Origin of the sequence: Maribacter sp. Hel_I_7, from assembly GCF_000688315.1 — a bacterium.
Taxonomy (GTDB): domain Bacteria; phylum Bacteroidota; class Bacteroidia; order Flavobacteriales; family Flavobacteriaceae; genus Maribacter; species Maribacter stanieri.
The window spans coordinates 871,001-891,203 of the sequence record NZ_JHZW01000003.1; the positions used below are offsets into that span (position 1 = coordinate 871,001).

The window sequence follows — 20,203 nt, forward strand, 5'->3', positions numbered from 1 at the left end:
ATGATTTTCAGTATATGTTATACGTATCAGTTTAAGTAACTTTAGGTTTTAACCAACCTATTATTTAAGCTAAATGAAAACCTTTGTTCGTTTCCTTTCCATTTCTACATTTTTACTAAGTACAACCTTAGTTCTTGCCCAAGATTTTTCCGCATTTGAATACCGTACTATTGGTCCCTCTAGAGGTGGTCGTGTTACTACGGTTACTGGTACTCCTGTTTTGCCAGGTACTTTTTACCTAGGTGCATCTGGTGCCGGTGTTTGGAAAACAGATGATTATGGCACATCTTGGAATAATATTTCTGACGGATTTTTTGATACTCCTTCTATTGGTGCTATTGAAGTTGCTCTTAATGACCCTAATATCGTTTATGTGGGAACTGGTTCTGACGGACTGCGTAGTAACATCATCAGCGGAAAAGGAGTATATAAATCTATAGATGCAGGTAAAACTTGGGACCATATCGGTTTGGCAAAAGCCGGACAAATTGGCGCCGTGGAAATTGACCCTACCAATAGTAACATCGTTTGGGTCGCTGCAATTGGTGATGCTTTTAAAGCTAATGAAGAGCGAGGCATTTACAAAACAATTGATGGTGGTGCTACTTGGGAAAAAATGCTGCACATTTCAAATACTACAGGTTTTGCAGATTTAGAACTTTTACCCGGCAACCCTAATGTTGTTTATGCAGCTGCTTGGAAAGCACAACGTACTCCTTGGACAATTATATCTGGTGGAGAGAACAAAGAAGGCGGTATTTATAAATCAGTTAATGGAGGTGAAGATTGGATAAAGCTGGAAACAGGATTGCCAAAAGGATTGATAGGTAAAATAGATTTAGCAGTATCGGCCGTAGATTCAAGTATTCTTTATGCTGTGATTGAAGCACCAGGTGATGAAGGCGGAGTTTACAAATCTGTTGATCAAGGAAAAACATTTGTTCAAACGTCAAGTAATAAAGGTTTGGTCAACAGACCATTTTATTATACAAACATAGAGTTAGACCCAACCAATCCTGATATTGTGTATTCTAATGCCAATCCGTTATTAAAGTCTACGGATGGTGGTAAGAATTGGACAATGATGGCTGTACCACATGGCGATAACCATGATATCTGGATAAACCCCAATAATCCTGATTTATTAATTCAGTGTAATGATGGTGGCGCCAATGTATCGCATAACGGAGGCAAAACATGGTCCTCACAATTTAACCAACCAACAGCTGAAATTTATCAGGTAGCGGTAGATGATCAATATCCTTATTGGATCTATGGTGCACAACAAGATAATACTACCATTGCAATTCCGAGTTCTGCACCTAGTGGAACTTCTGTTCAAGGTACACAGGTAATGATTGAAGTTGGTGGCTGTGAAACAGGTCCGTCAATTCCTAAACCGGGCAATCACAATATTGTTTACAACAATTGTAAAGGACGCTTTAGTGTTTATAATAAAATAACAGGTACAGGTAGAGAATACTCTATAGGTGCTTCCAATATTTACGGTCACAACCCTAAAGATTTAAAATACAGGTTTCAACGTGTAGCTCCTGTTCACGTATCTCCACATGATCCTGATGTCGTTTACATGGGTTCTCAATTTGTGCATAAAACAAGAAATGACGGAGTTATTTGGGAAACCATTTCTCCAGATTTAACTGCCTTTGAAGCAGATAAGCAAGTGATTTCAGGAAGTCCAATAACTAGAGACATTACCGGTGAAGAATATTACAGTACAATTTATTCGATAAGAGAATCTAAAATAAAGAAAGATCTTATTTGGACAGGATCTAATGACGGGGTTGTTTCAATAACTCAAGATGGCGGACAAACATGGTCAAATGTTACACCTAAGAAAATGCCAAAAGGCGGAAGAGTTGAATCAATTGAACCTTCTCAATTTGACCCTGCAAAAGCATATATTTCGGTAGACAGACATTTGCTAGGTGATGCCACTCCGTATTTCTATAAAACAGCGGATTATGGTAAAACTTGGGAATTGATAAGTACCACTACAAATGGAATTCCAGCTGACTATACAGCTAAAGTATTACGTGAAGACCCAGAAACTGAGGGACTTTTATATGCAGGTACAGAATACGGAATGTTTGTTTCTCTGGATGACGGTAAACAATGGAAATCGTTTCAACAAAACTTACCAGTTACACCTATTACCGATATCATTATTAAAAGAGGAGATTTGGTTTTGAGTACCATGGGTCGTGGTTTTTGGGTATTAGATAATATTACCTCCTTAAGAAATGTAGATATTACGACACTAGCGGATTCCCCTGTTTTGTTCAAACCAGATAACACGATTAGATATCGTACACCAAGAAGAGCAAAAGGTTTTCCTGACTACCCAACAACCGGAGTTATAATTGATTATTACTTACCAAAGGAACTTAAAAGTGAGGTGAAATTAGAAATTTTAAACGCTAACAAACAGTCTGTCGCTTCTATTTTAAGTGATTCTACAAAGATTAAATCTAGCAAGGAAGAAGTTGAAAATATGGGGCTTAGTATGACTTTTAGTTACTTTGATGCAAAGCTTGAAACCAAAAAAGGTATTAACAGATTTCAATGGGATATGCGTCAAAAAGGTGCATGGAGCGATAAAGAATCTAGACGATATAAAAATGGACCTGTAGCACCACCAGGTAACTATATTGCTAAATTAACAGTAGGAGAGAAGACGTTGGAGCAGCCTTTTGAAATTTTGGTAGATCCACGTTTAGCAGAAGAAGGTATAGATAATACTATCATTCTTAATCACTTAACTTTTGAAAATAAAGTGCTTGATTTATTAACGGAAGCCAGAAAGTTTCAGTCAGAATTAGAAGCACAAATCAAGAAAACTAAAGGAGATGAAAAAGCTTCCTTAGAGACTGTTTTAAAAGAAATAAAAAATGATGAAGGTGCATATCCTCAACAAATGCTGGTTGCCCAAATATCCTATTTATCCTATATCGTTGGTGGTGCAGATAAAGTGCCTGGCAATGAAGAAGTAGAACGTCTTAAAGAGTTACAACAACAGTTTAATTCTGTGAAAAATAAAGTAAAACTTAACTAAATATTTACTGGGCAATTGTTACGAATAACAACAATTGCCCAAAAATCTCGTCGATAGAATAAAGGTTTCCGTATAAACAAAGAAGCTAGACTTCTATTACATTCTACCAAAGAAGTGTAAAGTTTCATTTTTGAAGTGTTAATTAAAAACACGCTTTAAATGAAACAATATATAATCATAGCAAGCATTTTATTTGCTCACTTTGCTTTTGCACAGGATGTAGAAACCAATACCGCTTCTAAAATTTGGTCTTTAGAAGATTGTATTTCTTACGCAATAGAAAATAATATCACCGTAAAAGATGCTGATTTAAATACCAGTATTTCTGAAGTAAATTATAACAAAGCAAAATCTGCTAAGCTTCCAAACTTATTTGGTAGTGCTTCCCAAAACTTCTCTAGTGGTACATCTATAGACCCAATTACGAGCGATTATGTTTCTGATCAAATACATAGTACCAATCTTGGTATTAATAGCTCCGTAACCCTATTTCAAGGAAATCAATTAAGTAATCAGGTAAAGCAAAATCAACTATTAATAGAACAGAATAGTTTATTGGCACAAGAAGCTAAAAACAATATTGTAATAAGCATTCTAGAATCTTACCTGCAAACTCTTTATAGTAAAGAAGGGATTAGCATTGCAGAAAACAATCTAATTGCTTCAGAAAAGGAAGTACTACGTGCCAAATCAAGATTAGATGCAGGGACTATTGCATTAAGTGATTATACAGAAGCTCAAAGCCAGGCAGCAACTAATAAATACAACGTAATTGCAGCAAAAAACGATTACGAACTAAACATTATCAACTTAAAACAATTACTAGAATTATCGCCCTTAGAGGATTTAACTATTGAAACGGTTGATGAGAATCAAGACTTAATAAATCTAGAACTAAACAAAGAAGCTATTTACACCAATGCCTTATCGTATTTACCAGAGGTAGAGGCTAGCAAAACAAATATTCTAGTTAACGAAAAAGAATTAGAAATAGCGAAAGGTGGATATTTACCAACCCTTGCTTTAACAGGAAGTCTTGGTTCTGGTTACACTAGTATAAGTGACAATACTTTCATCGATCAATTAGATGTCAATTTTAATCAAAGGTTAGGGCTAAGTTTAAACATACCTATTTTCAATAGAAACCAGACAAAAACTGCTGTACAAACAGCTGCTTTTAATATAGAAAAAGCTGAGATTCAGAAACAAACTATTGAAAAGGAAGTAATTAAAAAGGTGGAAACTGCCTACCAAAATGCGCTTTCATCACAAGAACAATTAGTGGCGGCAGAAGTCTCCCAAGATGCAGCAGAACAGTCTTATAATCTAGCACAGAAAAAATATGAGCTGGGCGACTTAAGTACTACAGATCTGGTAATTAGTCAAAACACTTTTACCAATGCACAACAGAACTATTTACAATCCAAATACCTAAATATTTTATACCATCAATTATTACAATTCTATCAAGGAAAAGATATTAAACTTTAATCAAAATGAAAAATAAAACAAAAATCATAATAGGAGGATTAGCGCTGTTAGTCTTAGCTTTTGTAGCATATAGCTTTATAAAAGGTGATGACAGTGTTTCTATTGAAGCGAAAACCATAGCAGCTAAAAAAGGGGACGTTACCACTATGGTAACTGCAACAGGAACTATTGAGCCTATAAACCAAGTTGATGTTGGTACGCAAGTCTCAGGAGTTGTGGAGAAAGTATATGTTGATTACAATAGTGAAGTTAAAGAGGGGCAATTAATTGCGGAATTAGATAAAACAAATCTTAAAGCTTCCACTACACAAGCACAAGCTTCTTATGACAATGCTATTAGTCAAAGAAACTATTTGCAAACCATTTATGAAAGACAGAAATCGTTATACGACAATCAAGTAATTAGTAAATCTGATTTTGACGAAGCTGTTTACAATTACGAAACTGCAAAGGGTACCGTTACACAACGTTTGTCTGACTTGCAACAGGCAAAAACAAACTTAGGCTATGCAAATATCTATTCTCCTATAGATGGTGTGGTACTTTCAAGAGATATTGATGAGGGGCAAACAGTAGCCGCAAGCTACAGTACACCTACACTTTTTACCATTGCACAAGATTTACAGGAAATGCAGGTAGAGGCCGATGTTGATGAGGCAGATATAGGGGTTGTAAAAGAAGGACAACGAGTAAGTTTCACAGTTGATGCTTATCAAGGTCAAGAATTTCAAGGTGAAGTAACGCAGGTAAGATTAGATCCAACCATTACTTCAAATGTAGTTACCTACACAGTGGTTATCAAAGCTGATAATCCTGATTTGAAACTTAAACCGGGTTTAACAGCAACTATTTCTATTTACACCCTCGAATTAAAAGATGTGTTATCGGTAGAAGCAAAAGCGATCAATTTTAAGCCTACACCACCAGAAATGATGGCATACAACGAGCAGGAGAAGTTAACGGTAGAGCGCCCCAATAATGGACCAAGAACAACCGATGAAGAAGATGTTACCAAAGTTTGGGTTTTAGAATCTAATGGAGCTATAACTCCGAAAGAAGTAAAATTAGGTGCGAGTGATGGAGTAAACGTTCAAATTTTAAGCGGAATTAATGAAGGTGACAAATTGGTATATAGTTTAAAATCTGAAACTACTCAATCTGGTGCCCCAGCAGGTGGCACAGAAGAGAGTCCATTTATGCCACAACGCCCAGGAGGTAAAAAGAAATAAGCATGAGTAAAGAAATCATAAAAATAGAAGACTTAAAACGTGAGTTCGTCATGGGCACAGAAACTGTTCATGCGCTACGTGGAATATCATTCTCTATAAAGGAAGGGGAGTTTGTAACTATTATGGGCTCTAGTGGTTCTGGCAAAAGTACTATGCTTAACATATTGGGCTGCTTAGATCAACCCACATCTGGTACTTACGAGATCGATGGCGAAAGTATGAAAGATTTAAGTAGAAATGAACTGGCTACAATTAGAAATGAGAAAATAGGATTCATTTTTCAATCTTATAACCTTTTAGCTAGAACATCCGCAATAGAAAATGTAGAGCTACCATTGTTATATAACAGCAAGGTATCTACAGAGGAGCGAAGAGAACGGGCTATTATAGCTTTAGAAATGGTTGGTTTGGGAGATAGATTACATCATACACCTTCTCAACTTTCTGGTGGTCAACAACAACGTGTTGCCATTGCTAGATCACTAGTAAACAACCCAGTAATGATTTTAGCAGATGAGGCAACGGGTAATTTAGATACACGTACTTCTTATGAAATTATGTCTTTATTTCAAGAATTGAACAAGAAAGGTATCACCATCACCTTTGTTACTCACGAGCCTGATATAGCTACGTTTAGTAGTAGAACAATTGTATTAAAAGACGGAGATATCATGCAAGATTATCAAAATCATAAAATACAATCCGCAGCAGCAGAATTGGCAAAATTGCCTAAACAAGACGATTAATTATGAGACTATTAAATCTATTCAAAATCGCTTTCAAAGCTATAATTCTAAACAAAACAAGAACTTTGTTGACCATGTTAGGGATTATCATTGGCGTAGCTTCGGTAATTGCCATGTTAGCTATAGGTGAAGGTTCTAAAGAGAGTATTAGAAGTACCATTTCAAGTATGGGATCTAATATGATAACTATACGTCCTGGGGCAGATGATAGAGGTCCTGCAAGGGGTAGTGGTGGTGATGTACAAACTCTAACGCTTGCTAATTATGAAACGATAAAAAATCAATCTACACTTCTAAGTTATATAACACCTATTGTTAATGGCGGCGGACAAGTAATAAACGGTGCCAATAACTGGCCAAGTACCATCTATGGTGTTAACCCAGAATATTTGGAGATTAAAGTTGTGGGGCTTCAAAGCGGGAGTATGTTCACCGATGCCGAAGTAAAATCTGCCTCTAAAGTTGTTGTTCTTGGACAAACCGTTGTAGACAATGTATTTCCTGATGGTCAAGACCCTGTAGGTCAAATGATTCGTTTTGATAATATTCCGTTTAAAGTTATTGGAGTTTTAGAAGAAAAAGGGGAGAATACATTTGGGCAAGATCAAGATGATGTGGTTATCGCTCCTTACACCACGGTACAAAAACGAATTCTGGCTATTGATTATTTGAATCAGATAATGGCTTCTGCCATTAGTGAAGATGATGCACCCGATGCTGTAATAGAGGTAACCGACATTTTACGCGCAGAACATAAATTAATGGATACCGAAGATGATGATTTTACGGTTCGTTCCATGGAGGAGCTAATTTCAACATTTAGCTCTACCAGTGAAATGCTTACTATTCTTTTAGTTGCAGTTGCCAGTATTTCATTATTAATTGGTGGTATAGGTATTATGAATATAATGTATGTATCGGTAAAAGAGCGAACAAAAGAAATAGGACTTCGTATGGCTGTTGGCGGTAAAGGTTCTGATATTTTGATGCAATTTCTTATTGAAGCAATTTTAATAAGTATTACTGGTGGACTACTTGGTGTAATCTTAGGTTTAGGTGCTACTTTTTTTATAGAAAAGTTCTTACATTGGCCTACAAGTGTGGCACTGTATTCAATAATAATATCGTTTGCCGTTTGTGCAGTAACAGGTATTTTCTTTGGATGGTATCCTGCAAGAAAAGCATCGTCACTAGATCCTATCACAGCATTACGTTATGAATAAATAATTATGTACAAGAATAAAAAAATAATCATAGTTCAGCATCTACTAATATGGCTGGTGCTGTTCAGCATACCTTTTGTTTTATCATACGGTCAAGAATTGGACAATAACAGATTAATTGCCCATTTCTTAATACCGATGTTGTTCTATGCAATCATATTTTATCTGAATTATTTCATACTAATAGACAAATTCCTTTTTTCGAATAAAACGGTAGTATTTATTCTTCTCAATTTAGTGATTATCGGTTTTTTTATTTTGATGAAAGAATTTATTGAGGATAATTATTTTGCCGAACTCATAAAGAAACGTCCGCCAGAGGATAATAGGGAAGGACCTCCATTTAAACTGTTCTTATATGTACAAATGTTATCCTATGCTGCTCCTTTACTTTTTTCAATAGCCATTAAGACCACTAAAAGATGGGTTAGAACTGAAGCAGAGAAAAAGGAAGCGGATAACTTTAAATTACAAACGGAACTGCAACATCTTAGATATCAGCTACAACCCCATTTCTTTTTCAATTCTTTGAATAATATTTATTCACTTGTAGATATATCTCCAGATAAAGCAAAATCTACTATTCATAGTTTAGGCAAGCTAATGCGCTATTTGCTATATGAAACAAGTACTGAATTAGTTCCTCTTTCAAAGGAAATTGAATTCATGAGAAAGTATATCGACTTAATGAATCTTCGTTTAACAGATAAAACAACCGTAGAATCTAGTTTTCCAATTAGTGAGCCACAGACTAAAATTGCTCCATTACTGTTCATCTCTCTAATTGAAAATGCTTTTAAACATGGGGTTTCTGCCAGTAAAGAGAGTGTAATTTCAATAGATATGATTACTAATGAAAATGTAGTGATTTTTAAAATCGAAAATTATAATTTCCCTAAACAAATAAATGATAAAAGTGGTTCTGGTATTGGTCTACCCAACCTTAAGAAAAGATTAGAGTTATTATACCCTGGCAAACATCTTTTTCAGCAAGAAATCAAGAACGGAATTTATTCTGTGTATTTAAAAATTGAAATTTAAAACACTGAAAAAGAATATAGAACCCCAATCAATGAATCACAAAAAATATACATTTCTAATTTGCATTTTTCTTCTAATAAGTAATTCTATTATTGCTCATGAGGGCGGACATGGAATTCCATCCAAACAATGGGAGTTAACTACAAATGAACTATTCAAGGCTGATTTTATTTCATATGAAAATGGTGAAGTTTGGCTTATGGACGGCAACCATAGTATTCAAACTTTTCAAATTACAGACTTTGCAGAAGCTGATCAAAAGTTTATTAAAACAAAAAATGAGTTCATTAATTCATTAAATAGCAGAACAGCTATTCAACTTGGTTCACAATCATTATCAATTTTTGATTGGGTGCTTATTAGTTTCGGTATTCTTCTTTTGTCTTTTTCTGTTTTTAAGCTGATAAAACAAAAAACAGTAGTGTACCTAACACATGGAGTACTTGGTTTAGGGGTTATTTTGATTGTATCCTGTAAAAATGTGAATTCTACTAAAACCAATAATTTAGAAGTACCAGAAAACAACGTTGCAGAGATGCGAGCTTTTTTTGAGAGATTTGAAGATGTCAGTACACATTCGGACGAAAACTATCTTTATGTTTCATCCAATGGCTTACCAGATCATGATATGATGGTTGGTATTACAAACTGGCAACAACAAGTGCCTATTAAGCAAAATTATACCGGTGACAATAGTTGGGCAATACCTACTCATCCAAAAATGGCTGAACATCCGTTATCTACAAAAACCAATTTGTTAAAAGGAGCAATTGCTGTTGCGGTGAATGGAATACCCATTTTCAACCCTTTAAATAACAGAGGCGAAGATGCCAACGCTATTGGAGAATTAGATAATTGGGGCGGACATTGTGGTCGTGCAGATGATTATCACTACCATTTACCACCTCTACATTTGCAGGACCAAGTTGGTGCGGGGAATCCAGTTGCTTATGCAGTAGATGGTTTTCCGGTTTATGGAGAAACCACAGATACATTAGATGAATATTTAGGAAAAACAAATCCAGATGGTTCGTATCAATATCACACAATTAAAGAATATCCCTATTTTATTGCAGGTATGCGGGGCGAAGTACAATTAGACCCAAAAACAAAAGCACCTGAAAACCAAGTGTATCCGCAACCTAGAACACAAGAATTAAGACCTGCGTTAAGACCGTTACGAGGTGCGGAGATTATTGATTTTAAATCCTTAGGAGAGAACTCATATTCCTTAACCTACAGTTTAGATTCCAAAGAATATATTATCAATTATAATTGGGATAGCGAAGATAATTATAGCTATCAATTTATAAATCCTGATGGTACTTCAACTGTTGAAAACTATAAACCAAGAGAAAAATGAAATATTCAAAGTTTATAGTTCCCTTTCTTTTTATTTGCTTATTGTCTTGTAAAAATAGTAACAGAGAAATAACAGAACTAAATCATGATGACTTTAAAACAATTCATTCAGATTTTAAACTAACTAGTATCGCCATAAAGAATGGTGTTTTATTGGATGATTATAAATGTGAAGAAAAGGTCAATGATGTTGAAAATTCCATTCCACTTTCATGGGAAAATGTTCCAGAAGGCACTAAATCGTTAGCAATTGTCATGTATCATTATCCAAAGAAAGATGATAAAACAGAGATTAATTCTTATCTGCTATTATGGGATATTGATCCTGAAATCAAAGGAATACCATATAAAATGGCTTCTAATGGAAATTGGTTTATGGGAGCCAATAAAGATGGTACTGCAATATCATATACATCTCCCTGCTCTCGTGGAAAAGGCAAGCATGAGTATACTATAGCTCTTTACGCCCTTTCAGAAACGCCAAGTAGTTTACCAAAAAAACATAGTTTAAACGTAGATTACAATGTATTTAAGAATGCATTGGCTACGGTGAAAATTATTGATAGAACAACATTAACCTTTATAGACTCAAATTAAAAATAAAAATAAGATGATATACTTAAAGAACACTTTACTACTCTTTGTTTTCGCTTCTTTAACGATGACAGCTTGTAAAAACGGTCAAAACAGTAAAAATACAACACCTGATAATTCAGAAACTTATACAGGAACAGCATCTGTATCTCAAGGGCCAGCAACCGTTCTTACTGAAAACATTTTTGAGTGTGACAGGGGTAGAGAAGCACCAATTGGTACGTCTACAGCAACAGATGGTCGTGAATGGACTGTTCCAGCAAAAGTAAATTTTACTGATGATAGTTTTCCTTTTGCATCAGATTTATTTAATCCGTGTACAAAGGTAGAATATACATCTGCAGATGAAGCTTTAGCCGCTTTAGACGGAACAGATATTATAGAAGTTGATACTGATGGTGAAATAATTACAGCATACATATTTGCCGATAACTATTTTGAAATGTACATCAATGGTGTTGAAGTAGGCAAAGACAATGTTCCTTTTACGCAATTCAATTCTAATATCGTTCGTTTTAAGGTGAAAACGCCTTTTACAATAGCCATGAAATTGGTAGATTGGGAAGAAAATAGTGGTTTGGGATCAGAAGCCAATAGGGGGCAAGCGTTTCACCCAGGAGATGGTGGTATGGTCGCTGTTTTTAAAAATTCTAAAGATGATATAATTGCTACTACAAACTCTGCATGGAAAGCCCAAACATTTTACACAGCACCTTTGAAGGATTTGTCTTGTGCTTCTGAAGAAGGATCTTTAAGATTAAGTGATGCTTGCAGTACTGAAGATTCTAATGATGGTACTGCTTATTATGCTTTGCATTGGAAAACACCATCAAATTGGGAATCGGCAGATTTTGATGATAGCGATTGGCCAAATGCAACCGAGTTTTCAAATAACACCATAGGTGTGGATAATAAACCTGCGTATACAAACTTTATTGATGTGTTTGATAATAATGAAGAAGATGCTCAATTTATATGGTCTACAAATGTAATTTTAGATAACGAAGTATTAGTTAGATATACCGTAAAATAAATACAGAAAAAAACTTTTAGACTATTAAAATTAGAAACCTGATATGGAAAGCATACAAATTACTTGCATGATTGTTGACGATGAGCCTATGGCTGTTAACCTAGTAGAAAGTTATGTAGAGAAAACTCCGTATTTAACGTTGAAAAAGAAATGCAATAGCGCCATCGAAGCCATGCAGTTTTTAAATACTGAAAAAGTAGACCTATTATTTCTGGACATTCAAATGCCGGATTTAACTGGAATAGAATTTTCTAAAATGCTTCCAAAACATTCTAGAGTAATTTTTACAACTGCTTTTGACCAATATGCTTTAGAGGGTTTTAAAGTAGAGGCTTTAGATTATTTGCTAAAACCGTTTGATTATGCCGAGTTCTTAACCGCTGCCAACAAAGCCTTAGAATGGTTCTCTTTGGTAAAAGGCAATACACAACCTTCTATAGTATCTGATGAAAAGGAATTCCTTTTTGTAAAATCAGGATACAAACAATTGCGCATTAAATTGGCTGACGTCCAATATTTTGAAGGTCTGAAGGACTACATAAAAATATGGATAAAAGATAACCCTAAGCCAATTCTAACTTTAATGAGTTTAAAGAGTTTAGAAGAAGAATTACCCAACTCTAATTTTATGCGTGTACACCGCTCTTTTATTGTATCTCTAAAGTATGTTGAAGTAATTGAGCGTAGTCAAATCATTATCAACAAACAACGCATCACCGTTTCTGAACAATACAAGCCCCGGTTTTTAGATTATATAAACGATAATTCATTGAATTCTTAGTATTTCATATTAGAAGTAGATTACAACAAGTAGATTTAAATAATCATACTTATTTTTCAGTACATTTAAAATTGATTTTTAATTCTGTCTGAAAATGAATATCCATTCTACATTTACCAAAGTATTTTTTGTCATTTCATTAGTGCTGTCAATTTCTTGTGGAAACAAAAAGGTAACTAATACCACAAATTCTGCAATTAAGCTAGATGCTGCCAAAACTGAAACAAGATGGGTTTCTATTTTTAATGGAAATGACTTAAGTGGATGGACCATTAAAATTCCTGGACATGAATTAGGTGAAAATTTCGGCAATACCTTAAGGGTAGAAGATGGTATTTTAAAAGTTAGGTATGATGAATACGGACCGGAATTTGGCGATAGGTTCGGTACAGTATATTATGATAAATATCTTACCAATTATAGATTAAAGGTTGTGTATAGATTTGTGGGAGAAACGGCATCAGGTGCTCCAACTTGGGGCTATCGTGATAGTGGAATTCAATTTCATGGCCAACCGCCAGCAACTCAAAAGTTAGATCAAGCCTTTCCTGTTTGTTTAGAATATAATTTTCATGGAGGAAATGGAACAGACGAACGCCCTTTAGGTGCTGCATGCACTAACGGAATGTTCATAGAGCATAATGGAGTACAGAATAAAACAACTTGCATACCTGCTGATGTTTCAAAAACATTTCACGGCGATCAGTGGGTTACTGCTGAAATTGATATTAAAGATGGTTTAATTATCCACTATGTCAATGGTGAAGAAATTTTAAGATACTCCAACCCAATTTATAATAGTGAAAACGCTACAGCAAAATTGTTGATGACCAATGGGGACAAAAAAGTGAAAGGTGGCTTTATCTCCTTACAGTCAAACAGCCACCCTATTGATTTTCGTTCTATTGAACTTATGGAGTATTAATTACAAGGTAACTTTCTCTCCTGTTTTTGCCGCTAAGAAAATTGCATCTATAATTTTCATATCCTTAACGCCTTCTTCTCCGTCAACTGGTACAATGGGTTGTACACCATCAAAAATTAATGCTGCCATACCGTCCATTTGTAATGTTTGGTGCGTAATGTGTGGTTGGGTCAATTTTCCTTCATGGGTGCGCCCCTCTATAGGTCCATATCCTGTGGAAGGTTGCATCTCAACAAAACCTTTAGATCCAGTCATATAAAACCTGTCTAAATTGCTCATGTTATAAGTTGAAAGGCAATTTGCCACTGCACCACTAGGGAAACCCATTTGAAACTGAATGGTCTCATCAATACCTTCTTTGAATTTTACCGGATCTGTTTTTGTTTCCTGTGCGGTAACCCAAATAGGTTCTTCGCCTAGCATATATCTAGCTCCATTTATAGAGTAAATACCAATATCCATCATGGCACCACCACCAGACAATTCCTTATTTAAACGCCATTGCGTAGGATTACCAATAGTAAAACCAGATTGACCTTGAAAAAATTTAGTATCACCAAAAACACCGTCTATTCGCATTTGAATAACTGCTACTGTTTTAGGTTCAAAATGCATTCTATATCCAATAAGTAATTTTACATTAGCCGCTTTACAAGCATCAACCATTTGCTGACCTTCCTCAGCATTAATACCCATTGGCTTTTCAGAAATTACATGCTTACCTGCTTTAGCTACTCGTAACGTCTGATCTTTATGCAATCCATTTGGAGTTATAATGTAGACTGCATCAATATCTGGATTATCTTTTATGGCATCGAAATTTTCATAATTATAGCAGTTCTTTGCCGGAATACTATATTTAGATTGCCATTGCTTGACCTTAGAAGGAGTTCCGCTAATAACACCAACCAACTTAGCTCTTTTACAAGATGTCATAGCTTCTGCTACTCGTGTACCATAACTACCTAATCCCATAATAGCAACCTTTAAAATTGGTCCATCATACGGTTCCGTATCATTGGCAAATAGTTGCGCCGGACTATATAAAAGTGGTAAACCTATTGCGGTAACAGATAATTTTTCTATAAAATTTCTTCTTGAGCTCATATTTTGTTGTTGTTAATTAAGTACCTAAATATAATGAAACTGGAAGTGTAATAATCACATTGAATTTGAATTTATTGTTAGGAATAGGATATGCTACCTTCCATTCATTAAAAATTACCAATTGAGGTAATTAAATATTGAATCTCATTAATGCTACCCATGCCCAGTGGCTAACTTTATTCTAAATTACAGAGTAATGAGTAGAGGGTTCGTAAAAGAAGAAGATCAAGAAGAAATACCAATGGTACCGCCAAGGGCAGATTTACCTGTAGGAGCAGTTAATTACGTGACTAAAAACGGATTTAATAAGCTGTTAGAAGAACGACAAAAATTACAAAATGAAAAGGAATCTTTACCAAATGACAATGAAAAGGAACGTCGTATAACCAGTAATTTAATAAACGCCAAATTACAATTATTGAATGAACGCATTTCTAGTGCAAAAATGGTAAACCTAGAAGAACAACCCAAAAATGAAGTTAGGTTTGGAGCAACAATCTCTTTATTGATTGATTCTGCTAAAACTGATCAAGAGTTTCAAATTGTAGGGGTTGATGAAGCAAATATTGCTGAAAATAAAATATCGTTTCTTTCTCCTATTGCCAGAATATTGATTTCTAAAAAAGTAGGTGATACTGCAATTTTAAATTTAGGTAAGGTAGAACGGTTGTTTAAAATCACTAATATATCTTATTCCAATTGAATTCAATTCACCTATTATTTTTTTGAACTATAAACTCTTAAGATTCAATCCTACAAAGATATAACTACATCATTTATTCTTATTTGAGCTCTTTTTATTTTTTTCACAGCTAATCATAACTACTGGTTACTTATAATTTTATTGTTCAGAATAAAACATCCTAACACTATGAAGAACGATAAAACTGACACTAAAAAAATTAAGGATTTAGAGAAGTCCAAAAAGGATATGTCCGGTAAAGCATTGACAACCAACCAAGGTTTAAAAGTCAATGACACGAATAACAGCTTAAAATCTGGCGAGCGTGGATCAACGTTATTAGAAGACTTTTTACTACGTGAAAAAATTACCAATTTTGACCATGAAAGAATACCAGAACGCATTGTGCATGCTCGTGGTAGCGCGGCTCATGGATATTTTGAACTTTATGATAGTTTAGAAGAATATAGTAAAGCTGGTATTTTCACAGACACTGCAAGAAAGACTCCTGTTTTTGCTCGTTTTTCAACGGTTGCAGGCTCTAAAGGCTCTCCAGATTTGGCAAGAGATGTAAGAGGTTTTGCTGTAAAATTCTATACACAAGAAGGCACATGGGATTTGGTTGGGAACAACATGCCCATATTTTTTATTCAAGATGCCATGAAATTTCCTGATTTAATTCATTCGGTTAAACCAGAACCTAATAAAGAAATTCCACAAGCTGCTTCAGCGCATGATACTTTTTATGATTTCGTTTCTTTAACTACAGAAACTCTTCATAATCATATTTGGGTGATGAGTGACCGTGCAATTCCAAGAAGTTTACGAATGATGGAAGGTTTTGGAATTCATACGTTCAGATTGATCAATGATAAAGGGGAAGCTCATTTCGTTAAATTTCATTGGAAACCAAAATTGGGTGTACATTCCGTTACTTGGGAAGAAGCTGTAAAAATAAATGGTGCAGATCCAGATTTTCATCGTAGAGATTTATGGGATGCTATTGAATCAGGACACTACCCAGAATGGGAATTAGGTGTACAAATTGTACCTGAAGAAGATGAGCATAAATATGATTTTGATTTATTGGATCCAACAAAATTAATACCTGAAGAAATGGTGCCTGTTAAAATAATAGGTAAAATGACTTTGAACAGAAATCCAGAAAACTTTTTTGCAGAGACGGAACAGGTTGCATTTTTACCTGGGCATATAGTTCCTGGTATAGATTTTACAAATGATCCTTTATTACAAGGGCGTTTATTTTCTTATCGCGATACTCAGTTATCTAGATTGGGCAGTCCTAATTTTCATCAAATTCCTATTAATCGTCCTATTGTGGAAACGCATAATAATCAGCGTGATGCCCATATGCAGATGGATATACCTAAAGGACAAACAGCATATTTTCCAAATAGTTTAAGTGGTGGGTGTCCACATCTTTCAAAAATGGCTGAAGGAGCTTTTCATTCTTACGAAGAGCGTATTGATGCTAAGAAAATAAGAACAAGGAGTGAAAGTTTTAATGATCACTTCTCACAGCCTGCATTGTTTTACAGAAGTTTAGCAGATTGGGAAAAGGAGCATGTAGTTGCCGCATATACTTTTGAATTAGGAAAATGCAACCATGATCATATTAAACAACGTATGCTTTGGCTGATTTCACAAATTGATACCGACCTCTCTAAAGAAGTAGCGGAAGGACTTGGTATGGAAATACCATCTACTATAGATAAACCTATTAATCAAGCCATAGGAGCAGATGCGGATATAGAAAAACACCAACCTGGTAAGAAGAAAATTTATTTAGAGAAGTCTGAAGCACTGAGCATGGCCAACACCAAATTTGACAGTATTGCAACTAGACAAATAGCTGTATTAGCAGCCGATGGATTTAGCATGAAGAATTTCAAACCTTTTAAACAAACATTAGAAGAAGAAGGTGCTGTAGTTAAAATTGTAGCTCCACACGGTGGTTCCATAAAGTGTGACGAAGGTATGTCACATAAAGTTGATGCTGCAATTGCAACTACCGAAAGTGTACTATTTGATGCTATTTACATTCCTGGTGGTGAGAAATCCATAAATACATTGCTTAATAATGGAAAATATTTAAAGTTTATAAATGAGACTTTCAAGTATTGCAAAGCTATCGCTGTTAATGATGAAGGTGAGGAGCTATTAAATGCTTCCTTCGTAGTTAATTTTAAAGAGGACAAAGCTATTCATGTTAATGACACTGCATCTAATTTTGTAGGCAGTATCGCTAAACATAGAAATTGGGAAAGAAGACAACATACCAATAACGTTCCGGTATAAATTCAATATTCCTCACATTTTAAAATCCGTTGAACATAACATACTTTAACAGAATATTCCAATGCAAGACAATAATGGAAATCTAAGTTAAAATAGTACGTAAATAAATAAACACAGTTAATTATGAAAACACGAAATATTAAAAATTTAGTTTGTATTGCTGTAGCAGTTTTTGCTTTGAGCTCATGTAAAGACCAAGCAAAAATAGACGCTGATAAAAAAGCTTTGGAAGAGAAAATTTCCATGGAAGAAAGTAATATGAAAGCTGAAGAGGCTAAAGTAAAAGAAGAGACGAAGAAAAAAGAAATGATGGCAACCAGTATTGCAGCAGTAGCTAGCAATAACGAAGAACTATCTACATTGGTTTCTGCTTTGAAAGCTGCAGATTTAGATAAAATGTTATCGGAACCTGGAAGTTATACTGTTTTTGCTCCTTCTAATAATGCTTTTGAGAAGCTACCTAAAAAAATGTCTATTGCAGAATTAGGAAAACCAGAAAACAAAGAATTATTGACCCAGGTACTTCAGTATCATGTAGTTTCTGGAGTAATTACTAGCGATAAACTGGTAGAAGCTATAAAGGGAGCAAATGGGAAATATACATTTACAACGGTTGGCGGAAAAGATTTAACGGCAAGTCTTAAAGGAGAAAAAATTGTTTTAAAAGATGAAAAAGGGAACAAGACTGAAGTTGTTCTTGGAAATGTAAAAGCTTCTAATGGTGTAGTACACGTTATAAACGACGTACTTATAATGAAGTAAGAGATTTATTATTTTAAACAAAAAGAGGACCTAATTGGTCCTCTTTTTTTATGTTCAAACTCATTTTAATAAATGGTTATTTTTCGTTTTAAGTAGTCTCGCATTTCAATATTTAATTCTTGCTGATTTGCCAGTGGCATTTGGTTAAACGGAGTTTGTGGCATATATGGATAAGGTCCAAATTCTGGAGTAATGGTAAATTCTTCCATATTTTGATGCTCATTTATTATTTGTTGCCACCAAACCGTAAATTGATTTAAATTATCTTCCCATTCAAGCGCAAACGGATTGTTTACTTGTGGACTCTGCTCGAAACCTACTCGAGCATGAATGTGCTTAATACGTGGAAAAATCTTTTGGAGAATGTGTTCTTGATCTTGCAACATGCTTTCAGAGGTGACACACCAATGAGACAAATCTCCCACTAATTTCAAATCAGGATATTTTTCTAAATAGGCAAGGGTAGTAGTGGAATGAAAAGTAAATCTACCCCTATGTATTTCATGATAAATTGGAATATTATTTATATCTGAAAATGATTCTACTGCTTCTATGATTTTACAATTTTCATCAAAAGAATAATGGTCTTTTCCTGTATGAGAATTTATAAAATCTGGCTGATATGGCAATGTTCGTTTTAATTGTTTTAAAACATTTGAAATATATTCATCAACTGTTTCTGCTTCTACTGGTAAAACTTGCTGCAAAACAACTGTGAAATTTGGATATAGGTTTCTTGCTTTTTGTAATTCATCTAATAGTTCAATTTCAAAGACGTTATCATTTGGCAGATTCATTTCTATACCTTGAAAACCATGATCAGTTATCAATTTAATAAATCCCGCTGCTGTTAAATGTTCACTTCCCCAATGAGGATATAAATAGTTGATGGTATTCATTTAATATAAAATAGGGTTCAATGGTGAATTTATTATTTCACCAATTTTAACTCCGGGACACCAAGTATCCCAATCGTTCTGTTGACCCTCATTACTAGGTGCTTTTAGCTTCATATCCTTATCCATATATATTACGGTCATAACCTTTCGTATATTATTGGTTGTATTAGCTCCTGCACGATGAAAAATCCAACCGGAGTGAAAACTAATTTCTCCAATATCAAAAGGCTCTATAACATGTTCAAAATCAGTTACCTTTAATCGGTTCTGAATTGCTTTTTCACTTTCATCGCTTATAGATAAGTCTCTACCATCCATTATTTCATGACTGCCAGCACTAAACTCTAATGGTCCCATAGACAACGGAGTTTCCTGAAGTGGAATCCAAGCGGTTATGGTTTTATCTGTTTCTAATGGCCAATAGTATTGATCTGCATGCCAAGGTGTAATACCACCGCCAGCTTCTTTAAACAATGCTTGATCATGATATAATCGTACACCATCAACTTGTAATAGATCTGATGCAATCTTTGCCATGCGTTTAGAAAATACAAATGATTTAATTTCATCATCCTCTTGCCATAAGTTGAATAACTGCACAAAAGCTTTACCATAAGTATCCCTTTTTTCTAAGGGCCTAGGAGCTCTATTTAACTCTATAACCTTCTTTGAAATTACATTGTTAAAATAGGATAAGGTTTCTGAATCAAAAACATCTTTCAATTTAATATATCTATTTTTTTGATAAAAATCTATCTGTTCTTTTGAAAGCTTATAATGTCTGTCAAGCAAATCGTGTTCTTGCATAGTCCTAATTTTAGTTCTGTAAATTTAGAAATGTCATTTGCCTTTTAGTTTTTCTATTTTAACCAATACTATGCATATTTAAACATTATTAACTAAATTCATTCTTATTATATGTTTATATAAGAT

General features: G+C 34.5%; 17 protein-coding genes. 14 read left to right on the forward strand and 3 right to left on the reverse strand.

The annotated features are described in order from the left end of the window. The first annotated feature begins 73 nt into the window (after positions 1-73). The 11 genes from P178_RS0115390 (at position 74) to P178_RS0115440 (ending at position 13,501) form a co-directional block, all read left to right on the forward strand. Positions 74-3,076 (forward strand): WD40/YVTN/BNR-like repeat-containing protein, encoded by a 3,003-nt coding sequence (locus P178_RS0115390; RefSeq protein ID WP_027067049.1) that lies wholly within the window; start codon positions 74-76, stop codon positions 3,074-3,076. Between the two features lie 159 nt (positions 3,077-3,235). Then, positions 3,236-4,567 (forward strand): TolC family protein, encoded by a 1,332-nt coding sequence (locus P178_RS0115395; RefSeq protein WP_027067050.1) that lies wholly within the window; start codon positions 3,236-3,238, stop codon positions 4,565-4,567. A gap of 5 nt (positions 4,568-4,572) precedes the next feature. Further along, positions 4,573-5,796 carry an efflux RND transporter periplasmic adaptor subunit gene (locus P178_RS0115400; RefSeq protein WP_027067051.1) on the forward strand — a complete coding sequence of 408 codons (1,224 nt, stop codon included), beginning with the start codon at positions 4,573-4,575 and terminating at the stop codon, positions 5,794-5,796. Between the two features lie 2 nt (positions 5,797-5,798). Continuing rightward, positions 5,799-6,542 carry an ABC transporter ATP-binding protein gene (locus P178_RS0115405; protein ID WP_027067052.1) on the forward strand — a complete coding sequence of 248 codons (744 nt, stop codon included), beginning with the start codon at positions 5,799-5,801 and terminating at the stop codon, positions 6,540-6,542. A 2-nt stretch (positions 6,543-6,544) separates the two neighbouring features. Then, the gene (locus tag P178_RS0115410) at positions 6,545-7,765 is read left to right on the forward strand and encodes an ABC transporter permease (protein WP_027067053.1); all 1,221 of its coding nucleotides are present in this window, start codon (positions 6,545-6,547) and stop codon (positions 7,763-7,765) included. A gap of 261 nt (positions 7,766-8,026) precedes the next feature. Next, a complete protein-coding gene (locus P178_RS0115415; RefSeq protein WP_231500555.1) occupies positions 8,027-8,806 on the forward strand; it encodes a sensor histidine kinase in 780 nt (259 codons plus the stop codon). 31 nt (positions 8,807-8,837) lie between these two features. Further along, positions 8,838-10,169, forward strand: a complete 1,332-nt coding sequence (locus tag P178_RS0115420) for a YHYH protein (protein ID WP_036147435.1) — start codon at positions 8,838-8,840, stop codon at positions 10,167-10,169. Next, positions 10,166-10,765 carry a YbhB/YbcL family Raf kinase inhibitor-like protein gene (locus P178_RS0115425; protein ID WP_027067056.1) on the forward strand — a complete coding sequence of 200 codons (600 nt, stop codon included), beginning with the start codon at positions 10,166-10,168 and terminating at the stop codon, positions 10,763-10,765. Before P178_RS0115420 ends, P178_RS0115425 begins: the two co-directional genes overlap by 4 nt. 13 nt (positions 10,766-10,778) lie before the next feature. After that, a complete protein-coding gene (locus tag P178_RS0115430; protein WP_027067057.1) occupies positions 10,779-11,795 on the forward strand; it encodes a hypothetical protein in 1,017 nt (338 codons plus the stop codon). Between the two features lie 43 nt (positions 11,796-11,838). After that, positions 11,839-12,576 (forward strand): LytR/AlgR family response regulator transcription factor, encoded by a 738-nt coding sequence (locus tag P178_RS0115435; protein ID WP_197026813.1) that lies wholly within the window; start codon positions 11,839-11,841, stop codon positions 12,574-12,576. A gap of 94 nt (positions 12,577-12,670) precedes the next feature. Continuing rightward, on the forward strand, positions 12,671-13,501 hold the full coding sequence (locus tag P178_RS0115440; protein WP_081819456.1) for a DUF1080 domain-containing protein: 831 nt from the start codon (positions 12,671-12,673) through the stop codon (positions 13,499-13,501). Here P178_RS0115440 and P178_RS0115445 read toward each other — a convergent pair whose 3' ends face one another. Next, positions 13,502-14,608 (reverse strand): Gfo/Idh/MocA family protein, encoded by a 1,107-nt coding sequence (locus P178_RS0115445; protein WP_027067060.1) that lies wholly within the window; start codon positions 14,606-14,608, stop codon positions 13,502-13,504. Positions 14,609-14,804: 196 nt separating this feature from the next. Between P178_RS0115445 and P178_RS0115450 the strand changes: the two genes are divergently transcribed. The 3 genes from P178_RS0115450 to P178_RS0115460 all read left to right on the forward strand — a co-directional run bounded on the left by P178_RS0115450 (position 14,805) and on the right by P178_RS0115460 (position 18,371). Continuing rightward, the gene (locus tag P178_RS0115450; RefSeq protein ID WP_027067061.1) at positions 14,805-15,311 is read left to right on the forward strand and encodes a GreA/GreB family elongation factor; all 507 of its coding nucleotides are present in this window, start codon (positions 14,805-14,807) and stop codon (positions 15,309-15,311) included. A gap of 168 nt (positions 15,312-15,479) precedes the next feature. After that, a complete protein-coding gene (locus P178_RS0115455; RefSeq protein ID WP_027067062.1) occupies positions 15,480-17,609 on the forward strand; it encodes a catalase in 2,130 nt (709 codons plus the stop codon). A gap of 123 nt (positions 17,610-17,732) precedes the next feature. Next, positions 17,733-18,371 (forward strand): fasciclin domain-containing protein, encoded by a 639-nt coding sequence (locus P178_RS0115460; RefSeq protein ID WP_036146975.1) that lies wholly within the window; start codon positions 17,733-17,735, stop codon positions 18,369-18,371. Positions 18,372-18,436: 65 nt separating this feature from the next. Here P178_RS0115460 and P178_RS0115465 read toward each other — a convergent pair whose 3' ends face one another. Both P178_RS0115465 and P178_RS0115470 read right to left on the reverse strand, forming a co-directional pair. Next, entirely contained in the window at positions 18,437-19,270 is an 834-nt protein-coding gene (locus P178_RS0115465; protein ID WP_027067064.1) for a sugar phosphate isomerase/epimerase, read from the reverse strand. Next, on the reverse strand, positions 19,271-20,077 hold the full coding sequence (locus tag P178_RS0115470; RefSeq protein ID WP_027067065.1) for a phytanoyl-CoA dioxygenase family protein: 807 nt from the start codon (positions 20,075-20,077) through the stop codon (positions 19,271-19,273). It lies immediately after the preceding gene. Positions 20,078-20,203 lie beyond the last annotated feature (126 nt).